Genomic DNA, 19,853 nt, shown 5'->3' on the forward strand with positions numbered 1-19,853 from the left:
AGCGTTCCACTGCGCGCGGGCGCAGCACTCAAACCACCCGCACGTTGCGCGGGTTCAAAGCGGGATCGAGCCAAAAGACGTCGTTTTCGAAACGACGGAAAACATCCGGCGGCAGCACGCTCGTGCGCTCGCGCACGGCGATTTTTTTGCGCACGGTGTGCAGCCCCGGCGTGCCGGCGCGCAGGTCGAATTCGTCGGCTTGGTAGCTGATGTTTTCGAAATCGTGCTTGTAATGAGGCTCGCCGATGAAGTCGTAGATCGCAGCGATTGCACGCGCGGGATCGCTAGTCAGCGTTTCGTAGCGCAGCAGCATGAGGTTGGCGCTATCGTCACCGTAGAACGCTTCTTTCAACGCGTTGTACGCATAGCCCACCATGCCGTCGCCGTTGGCGAGGCCTTCGGAGCGCGAGTACACGGTGCCGCCGGGCTGGTAGTTGAAAATGGAAGAAGGCTGGAACGCGTTCTTGCGCACCAGCTGCTCGATGCTGTCGATGATCCACGACACATGCCGCACGCAGGCGATGATTTTGCCCTGCGGAAACAGCTGTTTGAGCTGGCCCATCTTGGAGCACCAGGTGCGATTGGTGTCGAACACCACCTCGGCGCCGTATTCAGGGCCGTAGTAGTTGTCGAACAGGCCTTTGAGCATCCGGCGGCGCTGTTCGTCGGAGACGAAAACCGAATATTCGTTACGGCCGCTGAGCTCGCCCTGCATGGTGTTGAACGCGCCGCCGATCGGGCCGCTCATGCCGGCGTGGAAGCGCGGGTTTTGACTCAAAATGGCTGACAACAACGTAGACCCGGACCTGGGCAGGCCCGAGATAAAGTGAAACTGGCGGTCCATCTAGCCCCCTGTAGGCCATTTGCCACTATCTGGATCGGGTTGCGTCCAGCGAATTGCGCCAGCACACCCTTATTTTGTGATGCACATCACAACTTTTAAATCGTGACTAATGCTAGGGGCTTGAAGGGGTGAGGGACATGTCTGTGCGTTTCACGTTCGGAACGCACGTACAAGAAAATCAGGCCGGCGCGGGCCCTACTGCAGCTCCGAAAGCGTGCTGTTCCAGCGGCACGCCATCATGTCGACCGAAGGATCTTGCGCGCCGCGGACACTGGCCGCGCGATAAGCGCCCGGCGTGATGCCGAACGTTTGCTTGAACAACCGACTGGCGTGGCTTTCGTCGGAGAACCCGAGCAAGGGCGCCAGCTCGGCGAGCGATACGCCGTCAAACGCGCGGTTGTCCAACCGGTCGCGCAGCTGTTGCAGCCGGCACAACTGGATAAAGCGATTGACGCCGCCGCAGGACTCGAACAGACGATAAAGCCCCGCCCGCGAGATGCCGGTGGCGTTGGTGATGTCCTGAATCGAAAACTCAGGCACGCCGACGTTCGCTTCGATCAACCGCCGCACGGTTTCGTAGCGCACGTGCTCAAGGCGATGAAATTCCGAACGCGCGCCCGCGCCATAGGGATTGATCGCGACCGAAAGAAGATCGATCAGCGTGCGCGTGACCGCCGCATGCGCCACGTAGGGCAGATTCGGCATCTGTTCGACGAGCGCGCGCAACATGGCGCTGAGCAATCCGCCTTCCTCGGCGCCGATGAGATAGCCGTGCAAGCCTTCCACATCACCCACGGCCGCGCGCACGCTGTCGCGCGCCAGGCTTACGGTGATCATGACGACATGGTCGGCGCCGGTTTCCGCCGGTTCGGAGGTGTCGATCAGCAAGCTTTCGCCCGCCTTGATCGACATGGCTTTGCCAACTGGACCGCCGAACAATTCGCCGGCGACCACGTGGTTCAGCGTGAAATGATCGAAGCCGTCCGTCGCCACGCGCGCCCGGCGACAATGGCGAATGCCGCCGTACTCGCGTGCAAACAGAATGGAACGATCCAGACGCCAACTTTGCACGCGCGCGAAGAACGGCGCGTCGGTGCGTTCGATGTCCGCACCACGCGCATACAGATCGCAGTAACGCGCGAACGCTTCATCCGGTGCGTACGCCGTACTGTCGAACGCGAAGATTTCGCTCACCCGACACCCTCCATGGCTGCGCGCTGCGAACCGCTGCGCGCCAACAGTGCCGCGACGATACCTATCGCCGCCGCACCGATGCAAACGCGGCTCAACGCCAGGGACAAGCCGTGTCCCCCTATCCCCAATCCGTCGCTCACGACACCGGCCATATACGGACCGAGCGCGACGCCCACGACGGTAATGAAGGAGAGAAACACGCGCAAACCGGCGTCGTGCAGGGCGGGGTCCAACAGACTCGGCAAACCCGCCAGCGCCGCGACGGCAGCCGTGCCGCCGATCAACGAAGCGAGCGCGAGCAACAAGCACGCCGCTGCGGGCGACGTGATAAATGGAATCACCGCGATCACCGGTATCGTCAACAACAACCCGCCGGCCACGATCGACGTGGGTGGCAACTTTTCACCGCGCTTATCGACCAGGATGCCCGCAAGAAAATGACCGAAAGGCGAGGCGACCAACAACGATGCACCAAACACGAGCGCGGCCGTGGCAGGCGTCAAACCTAGTTCGCGATGCAAAACCGACGGCGCCCACGCACCGATCGTTTGCACGACCAATACGCTGGCCGCCGCGCCGCAAAGGTAAGCGCTCAACATGCCCGGCCTTGCGCTGAAGGACGCAAGCATTTGCTGAAAAATCGGCTTGCGCGACGGTTGCGGCGCGGTAAAAGGTTCGACGCGAATTAGCAGCATCGCGATCAACACGAGATTCGGAGCCGCCATCACCAGAAACAACAAACGCCAGTGGGCAAACGCCGACCCGGGCAACCATGTTGCGAACAGCGCCAACGCCGCGCCGCCCAGCAACAACGAAAGACTTCGCCCGGCCGACGCGCCGGCCGTGAATACCGCCATCGAACGCGCACGCCACGGCGTTGCCGCATACGTCACGATCAGGCCCAACGCGAGCGGCACGAATGCCGCCTGTCCCAATCCCACCAGCGCGCGCGCCGCGACCAGCGTCGCAAACGAATGACCGAACGCAAACACAGCCATGCCGATCATCCAGGTCGCGATGCATCCGGCCAACCAACGCAAGCGATGGGCGGAATGCGCCAACGGCCAGCTCGCCAACATGCCGGCGACATACAGCGCAGCGAATGCGGGACCGTCGAGCAAACCCATTTGCGTGTCCGATAAGCCCAGGTCCGTCTTCAACAATGGCGCGGCGACGGCAGGTAGATTGCGATCGACAAACGCCATCAAATGGCCGAGCGCAAGCAAGACGACGAGCGCCATCGGCATGCCGCGCTTTTTCGATTGGACATCGGACCGCTGCATGGCTCCCCTGCAAGCCGTTCGTGGACGATGAAACGTGAGGCAGACCTCGCCCCACGCGATGTCGCCCAAAGGAAACGGGCAGCAATGTTTATGCCACGGCCGGAATGAGGAACCGGGGCATTCGCGTTCGACGTTTTGCCGCCAGGCAGCACGCGCCCCGACCCGTAGGGTCACCTTATGACCCGTTCAAGACGTCATGTCGCCGGCAAAATCCTGCGGTTATCGGCCCTTGGCGCCCGGAGACAGCGTCACCGACTGCACCGTCACCGGAAGCGCGGCTCCTTGGCGGTACGGCGAGGACGGCGTCAGCTCCATTTGCATGGCGTATGGATGCGCCGTCCGGTCGCGATGCACGTGCACGGTTTGAATGGCTGGGTCGTCGTTGTTCGCTTTTCCGCCGGCCAGATTGAGCGGGTAACGATGACCATCGATCCACATATCCATGCGCGCGTTTTCAGCAGACGGGGTGTAGCGCACGGTGACAGTGTAATCGGCCGCTCTCGCGTCGAATTTCCAGCTCAACTTGTAGAGCGTCGCGGGCGCTTCGTAGCCTTCGCCGTTGTAGTTGAGATAGTGCTCGGCCTGTGCGGATTTCAGTTCAAAACGTCCATCTTGCGTGGCGGCGATCATGCGAGGCCGCACGCGCAACGCACCTTGAAACGGCAGCACCACCACCGGCATGAAGTCGTCGGTGTCGACACCATCAACATCTTTGGTCGGCCAATTGGCGAGATGATCCAGCGGTACGACGATGTCGTCGCCGCTGCGCTGAATGTCGACCTTCGCGTTCGGAGAACCGAGCCGATACGCGCGAACGACGGCCGTATCCGCCAAACCGGGTACATGCAATTGATGATCCGCTGGCATCTTCGACACAAACACATAAATCGCGTGCGCGCCCACCGTGGCGTAACCGAAATCGAGCGCGGCGAACGGCTGCTTGCGCGTGCCATAGATGGCTTCGCCGTTGCGTTGTAACCATGCACCGATGCCGTGCAACACATCGGCCTCATACGGCACGACAGAACCGTCGCCTTCGGGCCCGATGTTGAGGATGTAGTTGCCGCCCTGACTCACCACACGCACCAGTCGCGCGATGTTCTCGCGGATCTTGCCCGGCACGTCGTTTCTCGCCTGCCACGAACGATAGCCCCACGTTTCCGGAAACATCGACGCCGGCGATTGCCAAGGCAATTCCATGCCGACATCCGGCTCGGCGTTGTCGCCCATCACGGCGAAATCGCCTTGCTCATTCCACACGCGTCCGGAAATCATCGTCTGCGGCTGCAACGCATGGACGGTTTGCGCGAAATGCGCGCTTTGCGCGGGCGTGGGCTTGCCCATGTCGAACCAGATTTCGGTGATCGGTCCGTAGTGACTCATCAGCTCTTTCAGCTGCGCCACGTTGAACGCTTCTTGTCCTGGCGTAATCGGATTGCTGTTGCCTTCGATGTACGTATTGCCACCGGGGTGATGCCAATCGATTGTGGAGTAGTACACGCCGAATTTCAGACCGCCGCGCGCGCACGCGTCGGCAAGTTGCTTGACGATGTCCTGGTGATACGGCGTGTCGTCCACCGTGTTGTAAGGCGTTTGCGCGGTGTGGAACAAATTGAAGCCGTCGTGATGCTTGGCGGTGATCACGATGAATTTCATACCCGCCGCCTTGGCGAGCGCGACGATCGCATCGGGATCGAATTTCGTGGGATCGAATTGCCGCGCCAGCGCTTCGTATTGCTTCGCCGGAATCGGCGCATTCGCAAGAATTTGCTCGCTGTAGCCGTTGTTCACGCGCTGACCGTTCCACATGCCGCCGGCCAGGGAATACAGGCCGAAGTGGATAAACATGCCGAATTTGCGGTCTTGCCACGCGTTGATCGTGGCAGCGCTGGGACCCGGGCCCGGTGGCAGCTGCGGTTGATCGAGCGGGCGTTGCGCGGGAATGGCAGCGCTGCTTGCCGGTGTCGTGGGGGCGGCCAAAACAGAGGAAGACCACCAGGCCATGCCCATCAGAAACCACAGCATGGTCCGTTTGTTACCCACCGTATTTCTCATCCGCATTCCGTCCAAGGCAGCATCCGACGATAGAGCCGGCGACTTTACATGTTCGATCATGTGACCGCGTCAAATGACGCAGCTGAAATATTTCAGTTCGCCGTCAAACATACCAATGCGTACGCGACATCAGCCTCGTTGCAAGATATCCAGGGGCTGCCGTTATGATGGGGTTGCTCTAGTCATTCGCGCATTGCGATGACGCATACGTGAGAGCAGGGGGGTTGTTGGAAGATCGGCGTCACGTCTTCGCATCGCGTTGCAGTGGGGGTGGGTCTCACTGCACAAGGCGTGGCATTGCGCCAACTTTGAGCGTTGCGCGTCTCGCCTGGCTGATCTTGTGGCTTGTTTTGCTGCTTCCATTTGGCTCGGCATGGGCGAGCGATCCATGGGCGCCGTTCGATTTGCCGTGGTTCGATCGCATCGGCGTCGCAGAAGGACTGCCGCACTCCGTCTCCACCGCCGTCGCGCAGGATCGGCGCGGATTGATCTGGATCGGCACGATGGGCGGCCTGGTGCGTTACGACGGCTATCGCATGCGGGAATTCGGCGATGCGGCCGGCCCCTCGCCGGATCTGCCCGACGCCTATGTGCGCAGCCTGCTCGCGGTGCCGGACGGCGGCATGTTGGTGGGCACCAACTCCGGCGGTTTGAGTCGCTTCAATCCGGCAACGAATCGCTTTGAAACGTATCCCATCGGCAACGGTGGCACGAGCGATCGCAAAATCTATGCGTTGGCGCGCGACGGCGACGAAGGCGTGTGGATCGCCACCGAGCGCGGCCTGGATCGCTTGGACCTGCGCACCAATCGCATCGCGTCGATCATCGGCGGCAACGCACAACTCGCATCGCGCAATTTCACGGTCTTCGAAGATCGCGAAAACAATCTTTGGCTGGGCAACAACAATGGCCTGTTCGTTCGCACGGCGGGCAGCAAAACATTCGTTCGTCCACCGCATCCGTTGGGCAACATCGACACGATACTGAAAGACGGCGTCTGGGCGATTTATGAAGATCGGGAAGGGCGCCTGTGGATAGGCAGCACGCAATCGGGCGCCGCGTATCGCGACCGCAACGGTGTGTGGCATGAAGTGAACGGCTACAGCGGCTATCGGCCGAATCAGGAACGCCGTTCGACTGTGCGCGATTTTCTGGAAATCGCACCCGACACGATGTGGCTGGCCACCGACGGCAGCGGCGTGATGGCCTATTCGATCGATGCCGGAACGCTGCAACAACTCGCACACGACGTCGCGTTGCCATCGTCGCTGCCGGGCGATTCGATTCGCGCATTGATGCAAGATCGCGTCGGCAACGTATGGGTGGCGAGCGACCTGGGTGTTGCGCACACGCAACCTTATGCGCGTTCGGCGTTCTCGGTATTGCCGGCGGCAACGCAGAACGATCACGGCCTCGGCGGCACGAATGTGCGCGGCATCTTTGTCGATAGCAAAGGGCGCATCTGGCTGGGCCTGAGCGCCGGACGCGTCGACATGATCGATCTGCAGCACGGCAGCATCCGACATATTCAACTGGGCGAAAGTCAGACGCATCGCGACGTGCAGGCGTTTGCGGAAATGCCTGACGGTTCGATCTGGGTGGGCACGCAAGGGCTCGCGCGCATCGCGCCCGACACGTTTGCCGTGCAGGACGCCATCGTTCCGGCGATGGACGAAAAACCGGTCTTGCACCTGCTTGTCGAAGGACGGCAGTTGTTGATCGCCACGTACGACGGTGTGTACCGCTACGACACGCAAACGCAGGCGCTGGCGCATTTCAATCACGACAAAAACGATGACGACAGCCTCGCAAGCGATACCGTGCGACGCATCGAACCCATCGGCAGTTCCATCTGGTATCTCACCGGACATGGCATCAGCATCGCGGCCAACGCTGCGCAGACGGGCGACTTCCGCAATCTGTTCAGCAGCCCCGACGATCCCAGCAGCTTGCCGAACAATCTGGTGAGTTCGGTCACCACCGATCCGCGAGGACGCCTTTGGGTCGGCACCTATGGCGGACTGGCGATGCTGGAATCGCGCCCGGACGATGCGTCGTATCGCTTCCGCACCCTGGGCATGGCGCAAGGCTTGAGCAGCGACAACATCAACGCGGTGCAATCGGACAACCAGGGCGACCTGTGGGTCAGCCTGCCGAACGGCGTGTCGAAGATAGACGGCCAAACGCATGCCGTGCATAACCTAAGCGTGCGCGATGGCTTGCGGATATCCAGTTACATCTATGCCGCCGCGGCGCGCGCGCCGACCGGCGAAATCATGTTCGGCGGTTTGGGCGGCCTCACCGTCGTTCGCCCCACCTGGCAGCCGATGCGCCACGGCGATGCGCCGCTGGTGGTGACGGATGCGGTGCTCAACGGCGCGGCGCTTCCGTTCGGCGCACTTCCGCAATCGAACGAGTCGATAAAACTGAAACCGCACAACCGCAGTCTTCGCATCGATTTCGCGCTGCTCGATTATCAGGCGCCGCAAGAGACTAGCTACAGCTACCGCATGGAAGGTTTCGACGACAGTTGGATCGACGTACCGCGCGGCAGCCTGCCCAGTGCGATCTACACCAACTTGCCGCACGGTACGTACACGTTGCATCTGCGCGCTACCACGCAAGGCCTGCAATCGCGCGTCGCCGAAACGACGCTACACGTGGTCGCTGCGCCGCGCTGGTACGAAACCATCGTGGCGTTGATCCTCGCGGCAGTGTTGGCGCTCGCCGTGCTGCTAGGCGTGGTCCAACTTCGCACGCTGTACTTGCGTCGCCAGGCCATGCATCTGCAAGAACAAGTCGATGTGCGCACGCGCGATCTTATTATCGCCAATCAACGTCTGGATCAGTTGGCGAGCACCGACGAACTGACCGGCATCTTCAATCGCCGCCGATTGCTGGAGATGGCCGAAGGCATCCGCCGGCTCGCGTGCGACGGCAACGCGTGCATCGCCTTGCTCGATCTGGATCACTTCAAGCATGTGAACGATTCGTACGGCCACCTCGCCGGCGATCAGGTGATTCGCGTGGTTTGCGGCATCCTGCTGGAGCATTGTCGCGACGGCGACGTGGTCGGTCGCTACGGCGGCGAAGAATTGCTGGTGTGCCTGCCGGATGGCACGTTGGAGCAAGGTTTGGCCGTGGCCGAGCGCATTCGCTTCGCGCTGGCCAACTGCCCGGTCATGCACGAAGGCCAGACCATCATCATCACCGCCAGCATCGGCGTGGCGGCATGGCGCGACGGCGAAACGCTTTCGCAATGGCTGACGCGCGCGGACGGCGCGCTGTACGAAGCCAAGCATGGCGGACGCAATCGCTGCGTCGGTGTCGGCTGATCGAACGAATTCGTGTTGCGTCGTCGCAAAAAAACAACGGGCGCCGAGGCGCCCGTGTTTGTGTCGCACCTGCGAACGCGATCAGATCGCGTAGTACATCTGGAATTCCAACGGATGCGTACTGGCGCGGTAACGCGTCACTTCCTGCATCTTCAGTTCGATGTAGGCATCGATGAAGTCGTCGGTGAACACGCCACCGGCCTTCAGGAAGTCGCGGTCCTTATCGAGCGCTTCCAGCGCGGCGTCGAGGCTGGAGCACACCTGCGGGATGTTCTTCTCTTCTTCCGGCGGCAGATCGTAGAGATCCTTGTCGGCCGGCGCGCCCGGGTCGATCTTGTTCAAGATGCCGTCGAGGCCCGCCATCATCAGCGCGGTGAAGGTGAGGTAGCCCGACTGCATCGGATCGGGGAAGCGCACTTCGATGCGGCGACCCTTCGGGTTCGACACGAACGGAATGCGGCAGCTCGCCGAGCGGTTGCGGGCGGAATACGCCAGCATCACCGGCGCTTCGAAGCCCGGCACCAGGCGCTTGTAGCTGTTGGTGGTGGAATTGGCGAACGCGTTGATGGCCTTGGCGTGCTTGAAGATGCCGCCGATGTACCACAGCGCCGTCTGCGACAGTCCGCCGTACAGATCGCCGGAGAACAGGTTCTTGCCGTCCTTCGCCAACGACTGATGCACGTGCATGCCGCTGCCGTTGTCGCCGACGATCGGCTTGGGCATGAAGGTGACGGTCTTGCCGTTCTGGTGCGCCACGTTCTTGATGACGTATTTCATCGTCATCAGTTCGTCGGCCTTCTTCACCAGCGTGTTGAACTTGGTGCCGATTTCGCACTGGCCGGCGTTGGCCACTTCGTGGTGATGCACTTCGACCACCTGGCCAAGCGATTCCAGCACTTTGCACATGTCGGCGCGCAGATCGCCCAACGAGTCGACCGGGCTCACGGGGAAGTAGCCGCCCTTCACGCCCGGACGGTGACCGCTGTTGCCTTCGTCGTACTTGAAGCGCGAACTCCACGCGGCTTCCTGCGATTCGATTTCGTAGAACACGCGGCCCATGTCGTTCTGCCAGCGCACGGAATCGAAGATGAAGAATTCCGGCTCCGGACCGAAGAACGCGGTGTCGGCCAAACCGGTGGACTTCAAGAACGCTTCGCCGCGCTTGGCGATGGAGCGCGGATCGCGGCCGTAGGCCTGCATGGTGCTGGGTTCGAGCACGTCGCAATGCAGAACCAGCTGCGTATGACCGCTGAACGGATCGAGGTAAGCCGTGTCCGGATCGGGCAGCAGCACCATGTCCGATTCGTTGATGCCCTTCCAGCCGGAGATCGACGAACCGTCGAACATCTTGCCGTCTTCGAAGGTGGACTCGTCGATGGCGTGGGCGGGGAAGGTGACGTGGTGATGCTTGCCGAGCATGTCGGCGAAACGCAGGTCGACAAACTCGACCTCATGTTCCGTGATCAGGTCGAGCACTTGCTTGGCGGACATGTAAAACCTCGATGATGTCGTGAATGGGGATCGCGCGTGCTTTATGGCAAGCACCGTACCAACTTCAAAAAGATTTGCAGTTCAAAATCTTACCTAAAATCAGGCGAGGATTGCGAATGTTTTTTGCACCAAACAGTGGCTCTTTTTGCACCATTTACGTGCAAATCGATCCGAATGTCCTGTTCACGCGCCGCAAGGAAAAATTAAGCCTAAAGCTATACCGTTTTTTTGCAGGCCGCCCTACTTCACACTTTTCCGATCAAGGAGCCCCCACGTGCACGACCTTTTGAACGTGATCCTGCTCGGGATCGTCGAGGGTATTACCGAATTTCTACCCATCTCCAGTACCGGACATCTGCTGATCGCGGAGAAGTTCGGGCTCGGCGCCCGGTCCGATTTGTTCAACGTGGGAATTCAGGCCGGGGCGATTCTCGCCATCACGCTGATCTATTGGGGCCGCATCTGGCAATTGCTGACGCAGTGGAAGGAGCCAGCCAACCGCGCGTATCTCGCCAAATTGATCGTGGCGTTTTTGATCACCTGCGTGCTCGGCCTGGTGGTCACACATTACGGATTCAAATTGCCTGAAACGATCACGCCGATTGCGTGGGCGTTGTTGATCGGCGGCTTCTGGATACTGGGTGCAGAGGCGTTGGCGGCGCGTCAGATCGATCGCAGCGAAGTCACTTGGCGGGTCGCGATTCTGGTGGGCATCGCGCAAATGGTGGCGGGCATTTTTCCAGGCACCTCGCGTTCGGGCGCGACGATTTTTACGGCGATGCTCGCCGGCACCAGCAATCGTCCGGCGGCGACGGAGTTTTCGTTCCTGGTCGGCATACCGACCATGTATGCCGCCACCGGCTACGAACTTTTGAAAGTGCTCAAAAGCGGCGGTGCCGCGAACGAAGACTGGACGGCGTTGATCATCGGTTTCGTGGTGTCGCTGATCGTGGCGTTTATCGCGGTGAAATGGCTGCTTTCGTATATCCGCACGCACCGCTTTACGTGGTTTGCGGTGTATCGCATCGCGCTGGGTGCGGCGTTGTTGTTGCTGATTCCGGCGGGTGGCTAGTAACAGTTCCCTCTCCCCTTCGGGGAGAGGGTTAGGGTGAGGGGTCACGGCTTGCGGGGAATCGTGATTGCGCGTGCGAGTTACGCTTTTCGCTCCAACAAATATCGCGCAAGTTTCGCCCCTCACCCCAGCCCTCGCCCCGGAGGGGAGAGGGAGCGAAGTACGCTCACTGCGTACGCAACGGCTTTTCTTTGTTGTTCGGCACCGGCGGCCGAAATGCTTCCACCACCGGCGCAATCGGGCACACCGATTCGAACGGACGCTCGAACAACTCGCTCGCCCATTCGATAAACGCCTGCACGCGCGCCGATAAGTGTTTCTTCTGCGGATACACGATCCACACGTTCTTACCGATGGATACCGTGTCGGTCATGATCGGCTCGAGTTTGCCCAGATCCAGCGCGCAGGCCGCCAGCACGTGCGGCGCCTGGATGATGCCTAAGCCCGCGACGGCTGCCTGGATCACCGACTCGCCGTCGTTCATCAACAAATGCGCATTCACATCCACTTCGATACGGCCGTTCGGCGTGTCGAACTGCCACTGGCGCGGCCGCCCGTTGGGGTAGACGTAGTTGATGCAGCGGTGGTCCTTCAATTCTTCGAGGCAGGTCGGCGCGCCGTAGCGCTGCAGATATTCCGGCGACGCCAGCAGCACGTTGCGGAAATAGCCAATCTTGCGGGCGATCAGGCTGGAATCCTCCAGATCGCCCATACGGATAGCGCAGTCCACGCCTTCCTCGTTCAGGTCGTACGGGAAGTCGCACATCATCAGTTCCAGACGGATGTCCGGGTAACGACGCTCGAATTCCTGCAGCCGCGGCACGATCGCCGCCCGCCCGACAGACGCCGACATGCCCACCCGCAGCTTGCCGGTGGGTTTACGGTGGGAATAGCCCAGCGCCTCGGTCGCTTCGGCGAGATCAGCGAGGATCTCCTTGCAACGTGTATAAAACGAGGCGCCATCGTCGGTTAAACGCAGAGTACGGGTGGAGCGGAACAGCAGGCGCACGCCCAAGTGTTCTTCCAATCGGGACACGGCGCGGCTGACGCCGGAAGGGGTCATGCCCAACTGGGCGGCGGCAGACGCAAAACTCTTCGCCTCGACCACCCGGACGAACGCGGAGATAGCGGAAAAGTCTTCCATAGCACGATCCAAAATACATTGTGTTGACGATTATGCGCCCATTCGTGATTGAGAGTCACGAGTGGCTTGCGCAAGAAACGGATTTTCTAAACTGTACGGTATACCCATTATTCGTTTCCCGAACGTGCTGCATTGCGGCATGAAGGGTTCTATTGGGAGCGAATGATGTTGAAGAAAGCCATCCTGGCCAGTTTGGTCATTGCAGCGGTAGCCGGCAGCTGGGCTTTGCTCGGTAACCATGGCGGCGGCAGCGCGCATGCTCAAGGCGCCGGCGGGCAAATGGGCCCGCCCGACGTCACCGTCGCCTCCGTCATGGTGAGGCCGGTCAGCGATGCGGCCGAGTTCACCGGCCAGCTGCAGGCGGTCGACGACGTGGACGTGCGTCCGCGCGTGGGCGGGTATATCGACGCCATCCAATTCAAGGAAGGCGCTCAGGTACACAAAGGCGATGTGTTGTTCCGCATCGATCCGCGTCCCTTCCAGGCGGAAGTGGATCGCCTGACCGCGAACGCGGCCCAGGCCAAGGCGCAACTGGGCTTGGCGCAAGCCAATGCCGCGCGCGCTACGCGCCTGCTCGCGCAGCACGCGATTTCGCAGGAAGACGCCGACGGCATGAGCACCGCCGAACAAAGCGCCAAAGCAACACTTGAAGCATCCACGGCGGCGTTGGCCACCGCGAAGCTCAATCTGGATTGGACGCAAGTGCGTGCGCCGATCGATGGGCGCGTAAGTAACGCGCACATCATGCCGGGCAACTTGGTGTCCAGTTCGGACGTGCTCACCAGCGTGGTGTCGACGAATCCGATCTACGTCTACTTCGACGTCGACGAACATACGTGGCTGAAACTCGACCGCCTGCAACGGGAGGCGGACAAGAACAGCCACACCGCGCGCATCGAAGCAACGATGGCGCTCGCCGACGAACAAGGTTATCCGCACACCGGTCGCATCGACTTTGTCGACAACCAGGTACGCACCGGCTCCGGCACGATGCGTTTGCGCGCGGTGTTCGACGACGAGAACGGTCTGCTGACGCCAGGTTTGTACGCGCATGTGCGTCTGCAAAGCGGTCAACCGCGTCCGCGCGTGTTGATCGACGATCGCGCAGTCGGCACCGATCTGGGCAATCAGTTCGTCTACGTGGTCGATGGGCAGCACAAGGTGGAATACCGCAAGGTGGAAACCGGTCCGCTGTTCCACGGCTTGCGCGTGATCGACGACGGTTTGAACGCCGGCGACGTGATCGTGATCAACGGTCTGCAACACGTGCGGCCGGGCGCGCAAGTCAATCCGCAGCAGGTGACGATGGATAACCGCCTGGACGCACAGGACAAAGCGTTGGTGGATGCGGCGGCGACGAACCCGGATGGAAACGATACGCGCACGGCGCAGGCGAACAACGTTGCGCAAAAGCATCAGCAGGGTTGATGCCCTTCCTCCTCTCCCCTCTGGGAGAGGACCGAGGTGAGGGGCGGATCTTGCGAACAAGCGACATCAAAGAACCGCTTCGTATGTAGAACTTCGCAAGTGTGTCCCCTCACCCCAACCCTCTCCCCGCAGGGGAGAGGGAGCAATTCGCGGCAAGTATTGAGAGAACTTTCATGAAAAACATTGCACAGTTTTTCGTCGATCGGCCCATCATGGCCGCCGTGCTTTCGCTGATCTTCGTGATCGCGGGCAGCATCGCGGTGTTCAAGCTGCCGATCAGCGAATACCCGGAAGTCGTGCCGCCCACGGTGGTGGTGCGCGCCAACTATCCGGGCGCAAGTCCCGAGGTGATCGGCGAAACCGTTGCCACGCCGCTGGAAGAACAGATCAACGGCGTCGAAGGCATGTTGTATTCGTCCTCGCAGGCGACCAGCGACGGCCAGATGACGCTGACGGTGACGTTCGCGCTCGGCACCGATCTCAACAACGCGCAGGTGGAAGTGCAAAACCGCGTGTCGCAAGCGCTGCCGCGCTTGCCCGAAGAAGTGCAGCGGCTCGGCGTCACCACGCAGAAAAGCTCGCCCGATCTGACGATGGTGGTGCACCTTACCTCGCCGGATAAGCGCTACGACATGCTTTATTTGTCGAACTACGCGCGCTTGCACGTGAAAGACATCCTCGCCCGTCTCGACGGCGTGGGCGATGTGCAGATCTTCGGCGCCGGCGAATACAGCATGCGTGTGTGGCTGGATCCGAACAAGCTGGCCCAGCGCAGCATGACTACCAGCGACGTCGTGCACTCGATCCAGGAGCAGAACGTCGCCGTCGCAGCCGGTGCGCTGAATGCACCGCCGGTGCCGGGCAATACCGACTTCCAGCTCAATATCCACACGCAAGGTCGTCTGAGCACCGCCGAAGAATTCGGCAACATCATCGTGCGCACCGAGCCTACCGGCGGCGTGGTGCATCTGCGCGATGTCGCGCGCGTCGAGCTCGGCTCCAACCAATACGCGTTGCGCAGCATGCTGGACAACCAGCCTGCGGTGGCGATTCCGATCTTCGCACGCCCTGGCTCGAATGCCATCCAGATTTCTGACGAAGTGCGCGCCACGATGGAAGACCTGAAGAAGGATTTCCCGCAGGGCATCGAGTATCACATCGTGTACGACCCGACCGTGTTTGTGCGCGGTTCGATCGAAGCGGTGGCGCATACGCTGATCGAAGCGATCTTCCTGGTCGTGCTGGTGGTGATTCTGTTCCTGCAGACCTGGCGCGCGTCGGTGATTCCGCTGGTGGCGGTGCCCGTATCGTTGATCGGTACGTTTGCGGTGATGTATCTGGTCGGCTTCTCGCTCAATGCGTTGTCGTTGTTCGGTCTGGTGCTGGCGATCGGCATCGTGGTGGACGACGCGATCGTGGTGGTGGAAAACGTCGAGCGCAATATCGAGCTTGGCCATACGCCGCGCGAAGCGACGCGACGTGCGATGAACGAAGTGACCGGTCCGATTATCGCGACGGCGCTGGTGTTGTGCGCGGTGTTCGTGCCAACGGCATTTATCAGCGGCCTCACCGGTCAGTTCTATCGCCAGTTTGCGCTGACGATTGCGATTTCCACCGTGATCTCCGCGTTCAATTCGCTGAGCTTGAGCCCGGCGCTTGCGGCGGTGCTGCTGCGCGGTCACGACGCGCCAAAGGATCGTCTGTCGATTCTGATGGACAAGGCGCTCGGCTGGTTCTTCCGTCCGTTCAACCGCTTCTTCCATCGCAGTGCCGACAACTATGTGGGTGGCGTGCGCCGCATCATCGGTAAGGGCCCGGTCGCGCTGGTCGTGTACGCGGGTTTGATGGGCCTGACGTGGTTGGGTTTCTCGCACGTGCCGATGGGTTTCGTTCCGCAGCAGGATAAGCAGTACCTGGTGTCGTTCGCGCAGTTGCCGGATGCGGCGTCGTTGGATCGCACGGAAGACGTGATTCATCGCATGTCGGAGATGGCGCTGAAACAGCCGGGTGTACAAAGCGCCGTGGCGTTCCCCGGCCTGTCGATCAATGGTTTCACCAACGCGACGAACGCGGGCATTGTGTTCGAAACCTTGAAGCCGTTCGAGGAACGTCGCGATCCGTCGCTTTCCGCCGGTGCGATTGCCGCTGCGCTGAATCAGAAGTTCGCCACGATCCAGGATGCGTATATCGCCACGTTCCCGCCGCCGCCCGTGCAAGGTCTCGGCACGATCGGTGGTTTCCGTATCCAGATCGAAGATCGCGGCCAGCTCGGCTTCGACGAGTTGTACAAGCAAACGCAAAACCTGATTGCGAAGAGCCAGAAGACGCCGGCGTTGGCGGGACTGTTCTCCAGCTATCAGGTCAGCGTGCCGCAGATCGATGCGGACGTGAATCGCGAAAAGGCGAAGGCCGAAGGCATCGATCTCAACGACGCCAACGAAACGTTGCAGGCGTATCTGGGTTCGCTTTACGTCAACGACTTCAATCGTTTCGGTCGCGTGTATCAGGTCAACGTATCGGCCGAGCCGGGCTTCCGTCACGAGCCGGAAGACATTCTTCAGCTGAAGACGCGTAACGCGAAAGGCGACATGGTGCCGCTGGGTTCGTTCGTCACGGTGAAGCGCACGGCCGGCTTGGAACGCGTGCAGCATTACAACGGCTACATCACCGCAGAAATCAATGGCGGTCCGGCCCCGGGTTTCAGCTCGGGCCAGGCGCAGGCGGCGATGGAAAAGCTGGCGCAAGAGAATCTGCCGAACGGCATGAGCTACGAATGGACGGAGCTTACGTATCAGCAAATCCTCGCCGGCAATACCGCGGTGCTGGTGTTCCCGTTGTGCGTGTTGCTGGTGTTCCTGGTGCTGTCGTCGCTGTATGAAAGCTGGTCGCTGCCGCTGGCGGTGATTCTGATCGTGCCGATGGTGTTGCTCTCCGCGATTGCCGGTGTATGGCTGTCCGGTGGCGACAACAACATCTTCACGCAGATCGGCTTGATCGTGTTGGTTGGCCTGGCGTGCAAGAACGCGATTCTGATCGTGGAGTTCGCACGTGAGCGTCAGCACGAAGGCATGACGCGCTACGACGCCGTACTGGAAGCCGCACGTCTGCGACTGCGTCCGATTCTGATGACGTCGATCGCCTTCATCATGGGCGTGGTGCCGCTAGTCACGTCGCACGGCGCGGGCGCAGAGATGCGCCACGCGATGGGTGTGGCGGTGTTCTCCGGCATGCTGGGCGTCACCATCTTCGGATTGATCTATACGCCACTGTTCTACGTGCTGATCCGCGCCGTGGTCGAACGCCGCGAAGCGCGCAAGAAGCAGCACGCATCCAACATGCCCGCTTTGGAGGGCCATTGAGATGACACGTTTTCTTCGTAATACCGCTTTGTTCGCAGCACTCGCGCTGGCCGGATGCGCCAGCGTGGGGCCCGATTACAAAACCCCCAACACGGCCGCAGCGAATGTTCAGGGCGTGGATGCGACGCGCGAAAATCAGGCGCAATTTCAGGCGACCTGGTGGAAGCAGTTCAACGATCCCGTGCTGGACGCGCTGATTCAGCACGCGGCCAAGGGCAGCCTCGACTTGCGTATCGCGCAAGCGCGGCTAGCCGAATCGCGCGCTTTGCTCGGTAGCGCAAAGTCGGATCAGTTGCCGACCCTCGATGCGACGGCTGCGTATAGCCGTTCCATCGAACAGCAACCCGGTTTCACCACGCAGCGCGTTCCGGTCGACACGTATCAGGCTGGGTTCGATGCGTCGTGGGAAATCGACGTGTTCGGCGGCGTGCGTCGCTCCGTCGAGGCCGCTCGCGCCGATCTTGGCGCGAGCGAGGCGTCGTTGCACGATGCACAAGTGAGCCTGCTCGCCGAAGTGGCGCGCAATTACTTCGAACTGCGCGGCACGCAACAGCGGCTCGCCATCGCGCAACGCAATATCGCCAACCAGTCCGATTCGCTGAAACTGATTAGCGCCCGCGCACAGATCGGCACGGCGTCGGAACAAGATGTCGCTAGCGCAAGCGCGCAGCTCAGCGCGGCGAAAGCGCAATTGCCGGTGCTCGATGCGCAAGCGCGTTCATACGAGTATCGGCTTGCCGTGTTGCTTGGCGAGCGTCCGGGCGAGTTGGATGTCGATGTGTCGCCGACCACGTTCAAGCCCATATCGACGGTGCTGCCGATGGGCGATGCGGGCGATGTGCTGTCGCGTCGTCCCGATGTGCGCGTGGCGGAGCGTCAGTACGCCGCCGCGACGGCACGCATCGGCGTGGCGAAAGCGGATTTCTTTCCGCATCTCTCGCTCGGCGGTTTTTTCGGCTTCCTATCGGGACGCAGTAACGACTTCGGCGGCATTGCATCGCGAGCGTGGTCGTTCACGCCGAGCATCACGTGGAACGGCTTGAACGTGGAACGTGTGCGTTCGAACCTGCACGCCAGCGAAGCACGCGCCGACGCAGCGCAAGCGAACTACCAGCGCACGGTGCTGCAGGCCGTGGAAGACGTGGACAACGCGGTGGTGAACTACAACGCCGAACATGCGCGTATCGAGCAACTGATCGCGCAAGCCGAGCAGAGTCGCCGCGCAGCCGATCTCGCGCGCATTCGCTATCAGGAAGGCGCGACCGGTTATCTGGAACTTCTGGATGCCGAACGCGTGCAGCTTTCCGCGGAAGATGCGTTGGCGCAGTCGGAAAGCACGATCGATACGCGTGCGGTGGCGTTGTACAAGGCGCTGGGCGGCGGATGGGAAGCGTGCGGCGACGCCAGCTGCTCTCAAGTCGCGCAAGCGCCGTAATCTCTACGCCTGCTCGACCGTCATTCCGGCGCAGGCCGGAATCCAGTACAAATATGCGTCCGAAGGACACTAAATAGATTTAGAGTGCTTCGCACGACGTATTGAAACTGGATTCCGGCCTGCGCCGGAATGACGAGCGCGACAGTCAAAATCAGCGCTGCACCATCCGCGCAAACCACTCCCAGCCGCGCACGCGTTCGGCAATCAGCTTGGCGCTGGTCAACATCGGCACCGCGAGCAACGCGCCGGGCACGCCCCACAGCCAACCCCAGATCAACAACCACACCAGAATCGCGATCGGACTGACGCGCATGCGTCGTCCGAGAATCATCGGCGATATCAGATTGCCTTCCACCGCGGTAATGCACGCAAAGCACAAGGCCGGCAGCAGCGCGGTGGTCAGCTCGTTGAAATGGAGCATGCCCACGAACAACAACGTGGTCGTGGTCACGATGGCGCCGACATACGGAATGAAATTGGCGAACATCGCCACCGTGCCCCATAGCAACGGATCGGGCATGCCCAGCAACGTCAACATGCCGGCCGTGACCAAACCCAGCGACGCGTTGATCACCAAGGTGGTGAGGATGTAGCGCGACACTTCGCTCTGAATACCGCGCACGATGCTCACGGCGTGGCGTTTGTAGCCGAAGCTCGGCGCAATTTCGACCAGCCGGCGCAGAATCAGATCGCCATAAACCAGGAAGAAGTACACCAGCAACACCACGGTAAGCACGGCCGCCAGCACCTTCGGCGCGTTGGCGAGCACATCCCAGATATTGATCGCGACATCGCTGGTGGCCTGTGTCGCATCCGGACGCGCGGCGTGTCCGTTGACGAGTGTTTGCGTCGCGCGGCCCGCCGCTTCCAACGGGCGCATGAAGTGTTCGAGCTTGGGTACAAAGCTGCGGATGGTCGACGGCGCGCCGTGTAACCACCCCATCGCCGGTTGCGTCAGCGCGCTGATGCCAGCGCCAATGGCGGCGATCAGCGAGAGCATCAACACGCTGGCGCCAAGCCAGCGCGGAATGTGATGACGCGTGCCGCGCGCCACGATGGGATTCAAGGCAAGCCCGATAAACGCCGCTAGCACCAGCGGAATGATCAGCGCCTTGACGAGGGTGATGGTGTAAAGCAGGGCCAGCATAAGCAGCGCATTGAGCGTCATGCGAATGCCGCGCAGGTGACCGCGCAAGCGATACACGCCGCGCGT

At 61.1% G+C, this 19,853-nt stretch carries 12 protein-coding genes; 5 read left to right on the forward strand and 7 right to left on the reverse strand.

Annotation, left to right across the window (positions count from 1 at the left end; translation table 11 throughout):
* Positions 1 to 28: 28 nt before the first annotated feature.
* From L0U79_RS01950 to L0U79_RS01965, 4 genes are all read right to left on the reverse strand, one after another.
* Positions 29 to 844 carry a sulfotransferase gene (locus L0U79_RS01950; protein ID WP_233840208.1) on the reverse strand — a complete coding sequence of 272 codons (816 nt, stop codon included), beginning with the start codon at positions 842 to 844 and terminating at the stop codon, positions 29 to 31.
* Between the two features lie 195 nt (positions 845 to 1,039).
* Entirely contained in the window at positions 1,040 to 2,038 is a 999-nt protein-coding gene (locus L0U79_RS19275; RefSeq protein ID WP_233840209.1) for a helix-turn-helix domain-containing protein, read from the reverse strand.
* On the reverse strand, positions 2,035 to 3,321 hold the full coding sequence (locus tag L0U79_RS01960; protein WP_233840210.1) for an MFS transporter: 1,287 nt from the start codon (positions 3,319 to 3,321) through the stop codon (positions 2,035 to 2,037). Before L0U79_RS01960 ends, L0U79_RS19275 begins: the two co-directional genes overlap by 4 nt.
* Positions 3,322 to 3,540: 219 nt before the next feature.
* Positions 3,541 to 5,376, reverse strand: a complete 1,836-nt coding sequence (locus tag L0U79_RS01965) for an alpha-L-fucosidase (protein ID WP_233840211.1) — start codon at positions 5,374 to 5,376, stop codon at positions 3,541 to 3,543.
* A gap of 308 nt (positions 5,377 to 5,684) precedes the next feature.
* On the opposite strand from L0U79_RS01965, the gene L0U79_RS01970 reads away from it, so the two are divergent.
* Positions 5,685 to 8,711, forward strand: a complete 3,027-nt coding sequence (locus L0U79_RS01970) for a ligand-binding sensor domain-containing diguanylate cyclase (protein ID WP_233840212.1) — start codon at positions 5,685 to 5,687, stop codon at positions 8,709 to 8,711.
* Between the two features lie 81 nt (positions 8,712 to 8,792).
* Here the strand turns inward: L0U79_RS01970 and glnA are convergent, their stop codons facing one another.
* Positions 8,793 to 10,202 (reverse strand): type I glutamate--ammonia ligase, encoded by a 1,410-nt coding sequence (gene glnA, locus L0U79_RS01975; protein ID WP_233840213.1) that lies wholly within the window; start codon positions 10,200 to 10,202, stop codon positions 8,793 to 8,795.
* 274 nt (positions 10,203 to 10,476) lie between these two features.
* Between glnA and L0U79_RS01980 the strand changes: the two genes are divergently transcribed.
* Positions 10,477 to 11,274, forward strand: coding sequence for an undecaprenyl-diphosphate phosphatase (locus L0U79_RS01980; protein ID WP_233840214.1), 798 nt, complete (start codon positions 10,477 to 10,479; stop codon positions 11,272 to 11,274).
* Positions 11,275 to 11,440: 166 nt separating this feature from the next.
* Here the strand turns inward: L0U79_RS01980 and L0U79_RS01985 are convergent, their stop codons facing one another.
* Entirely contained in the window at positions 11,441 to 12,418 is a 978-nt protein-coding gene (locus L0U79_RS01985; protein WP_233840215.1) for a LysR family transcriptional regulator, read from the reverse strand.
* Positions 12,419 to 12,583: 165 nt separating this feature from the next.
* On the opposite strand from L0U79_RS01985, the gene L0U79_RS01990 reads away from it, so the two are divergent.
* The 3 genes from L0U79_RS01990 to L0U79_RS02000 all read left to right on the forward strand — a co-directional run bounded on the left by L0U79_RS01990 (position 12,584) and on the right by L0U79_RS02000 (position 18,640).
* The gene (locus L0U79_RS01990) at positions 12,584 to 13,846 is read left to right on the forward strand and encodes an efflux RND transporter periplasmic adaptor subunit (protein ID WP_233840216.1); all 1,263 of its coding nucleotides are present in this window, start codon (positions 12,584 to 12,586) and stop codon (positions 13,844 to 13,846) included.
* Between the two features lie 173 nt (positions 13,847 to 14,019).
* The gene (locus tag L0U79_RS01995; RefSeq protein WP_233840217.1) at positions 14,020 to 17,205 is read left to right on the forward strand and encodes an efflux RND transporter permease subunit; all 3,186 of its coding nucleotides are present in this window, start codon (positions 14,020 to 14,022) and stop codon (positions 17,203 to 17,205) included.
* Position 17,206: 1 nt separating this feature from the next.
* Positions 17,207 to 18,640 carry an efflux transporter outer membrane subunit gene (locus L0U79_RS02000; protein ID WP_233840218.1) on the forward strand — a complete coding sequence of 478 codons (1,434 nt, stop codon included), beginning with the start codon at positions 17,207 to 17,209 and terminating at the stop codon, positions 18,638 to 18,640.
* 151 nt (positions 18,641 to 18,791) lie between these two features.
* On the opposite strand, the gene L0U79_RS02005 is transcribed toward L0U79_RS02000, so the two are convergent.
* Positions 18,792 to 19,808, reverse strand: coding sequence for an AI-2E family transporter (locus L0U79_RS02005; protein WP_233843812.1), 1,017 nt, complete (start codon positions 19,806 to 19,808; stop codon positions 18,792 to 18,794).
* Positions 19,809 to 19,853: the final 45 nt, after the last annotated feature.

It is taken from the genome of Dyella sp. 2HG41-7, from assembly GCF_021390675.1.
In the GTDB taxonomy this organism is placed as follows: domain Bacteria; phylum Pseudomonadota; class Gammaproteobacteria; order Xanthomonadales; family Rhodanobacteraceae; genus Dyella_B.

Coding starts and splice junctions, on each gene's coding strand:
- L0U79_RS01950 (WP_233840208.1), bottom strand. CDS start 844: ATGGACCGCCAGTTTCACTTTATCTCGGGCCTGCCCAGGTCCGGGTCT.
- L0U79_RS01960 (WP_233840210.1), bottom strand. CDS start 3,321: ATGCAGCGGTCCGATGTCCAATCGAAAAAGCGCGGCATGCCGATGGCG.
- L0U79_RS01965 (WP_233840211.1), bottom strand. CDS start 5,376: ATGAGAAATACGGTGGGTAACAAACGGACCATGCTGTGGTTTCTGATG.
- glnA (WP_233840213.1), bottom strand. CDS start 10,202: ATGTCCGCCAAGCAAGTGCTCGACCTGATCACGGAACATGAGGTCGAG.
- L0U79_RS01985 (WP_233840215.1), bottom strand. CDS start 12,418: ATGGAAGACTTTTCCGCTATCTCCGCGTTCGTCCGGGTGGTCGAGGCG.
- L0U79_RS01990 (WP_233840216.1), top strand. CDS start 12,584: ATGTTGAAGAAAGCCATCCTGGCCAGTTTGGTCATTGCAGCGGTAGCC.
- L0U79_RS01995 (WP_233840217.1), top strand. CDS start 14,020: ATGAAAAACATTGCACAGTTTTTCGTCGATCGGCCCATCATGGCCGCC.
- L0U79_RS02000 (WP_233840218.1), top strand. CDS start 17,207: ATGACACGTTTTCTTCGTAATACCGCTTTGTTCGCAGCACTCGCGCTG.
- L0U79_RS02005 (WP_233843812.1), bottom strand. CDS start 19,808: ATGACGCTCAATGCGCTGCTTATGCTGGCCCTGCTTTACACCATCACC.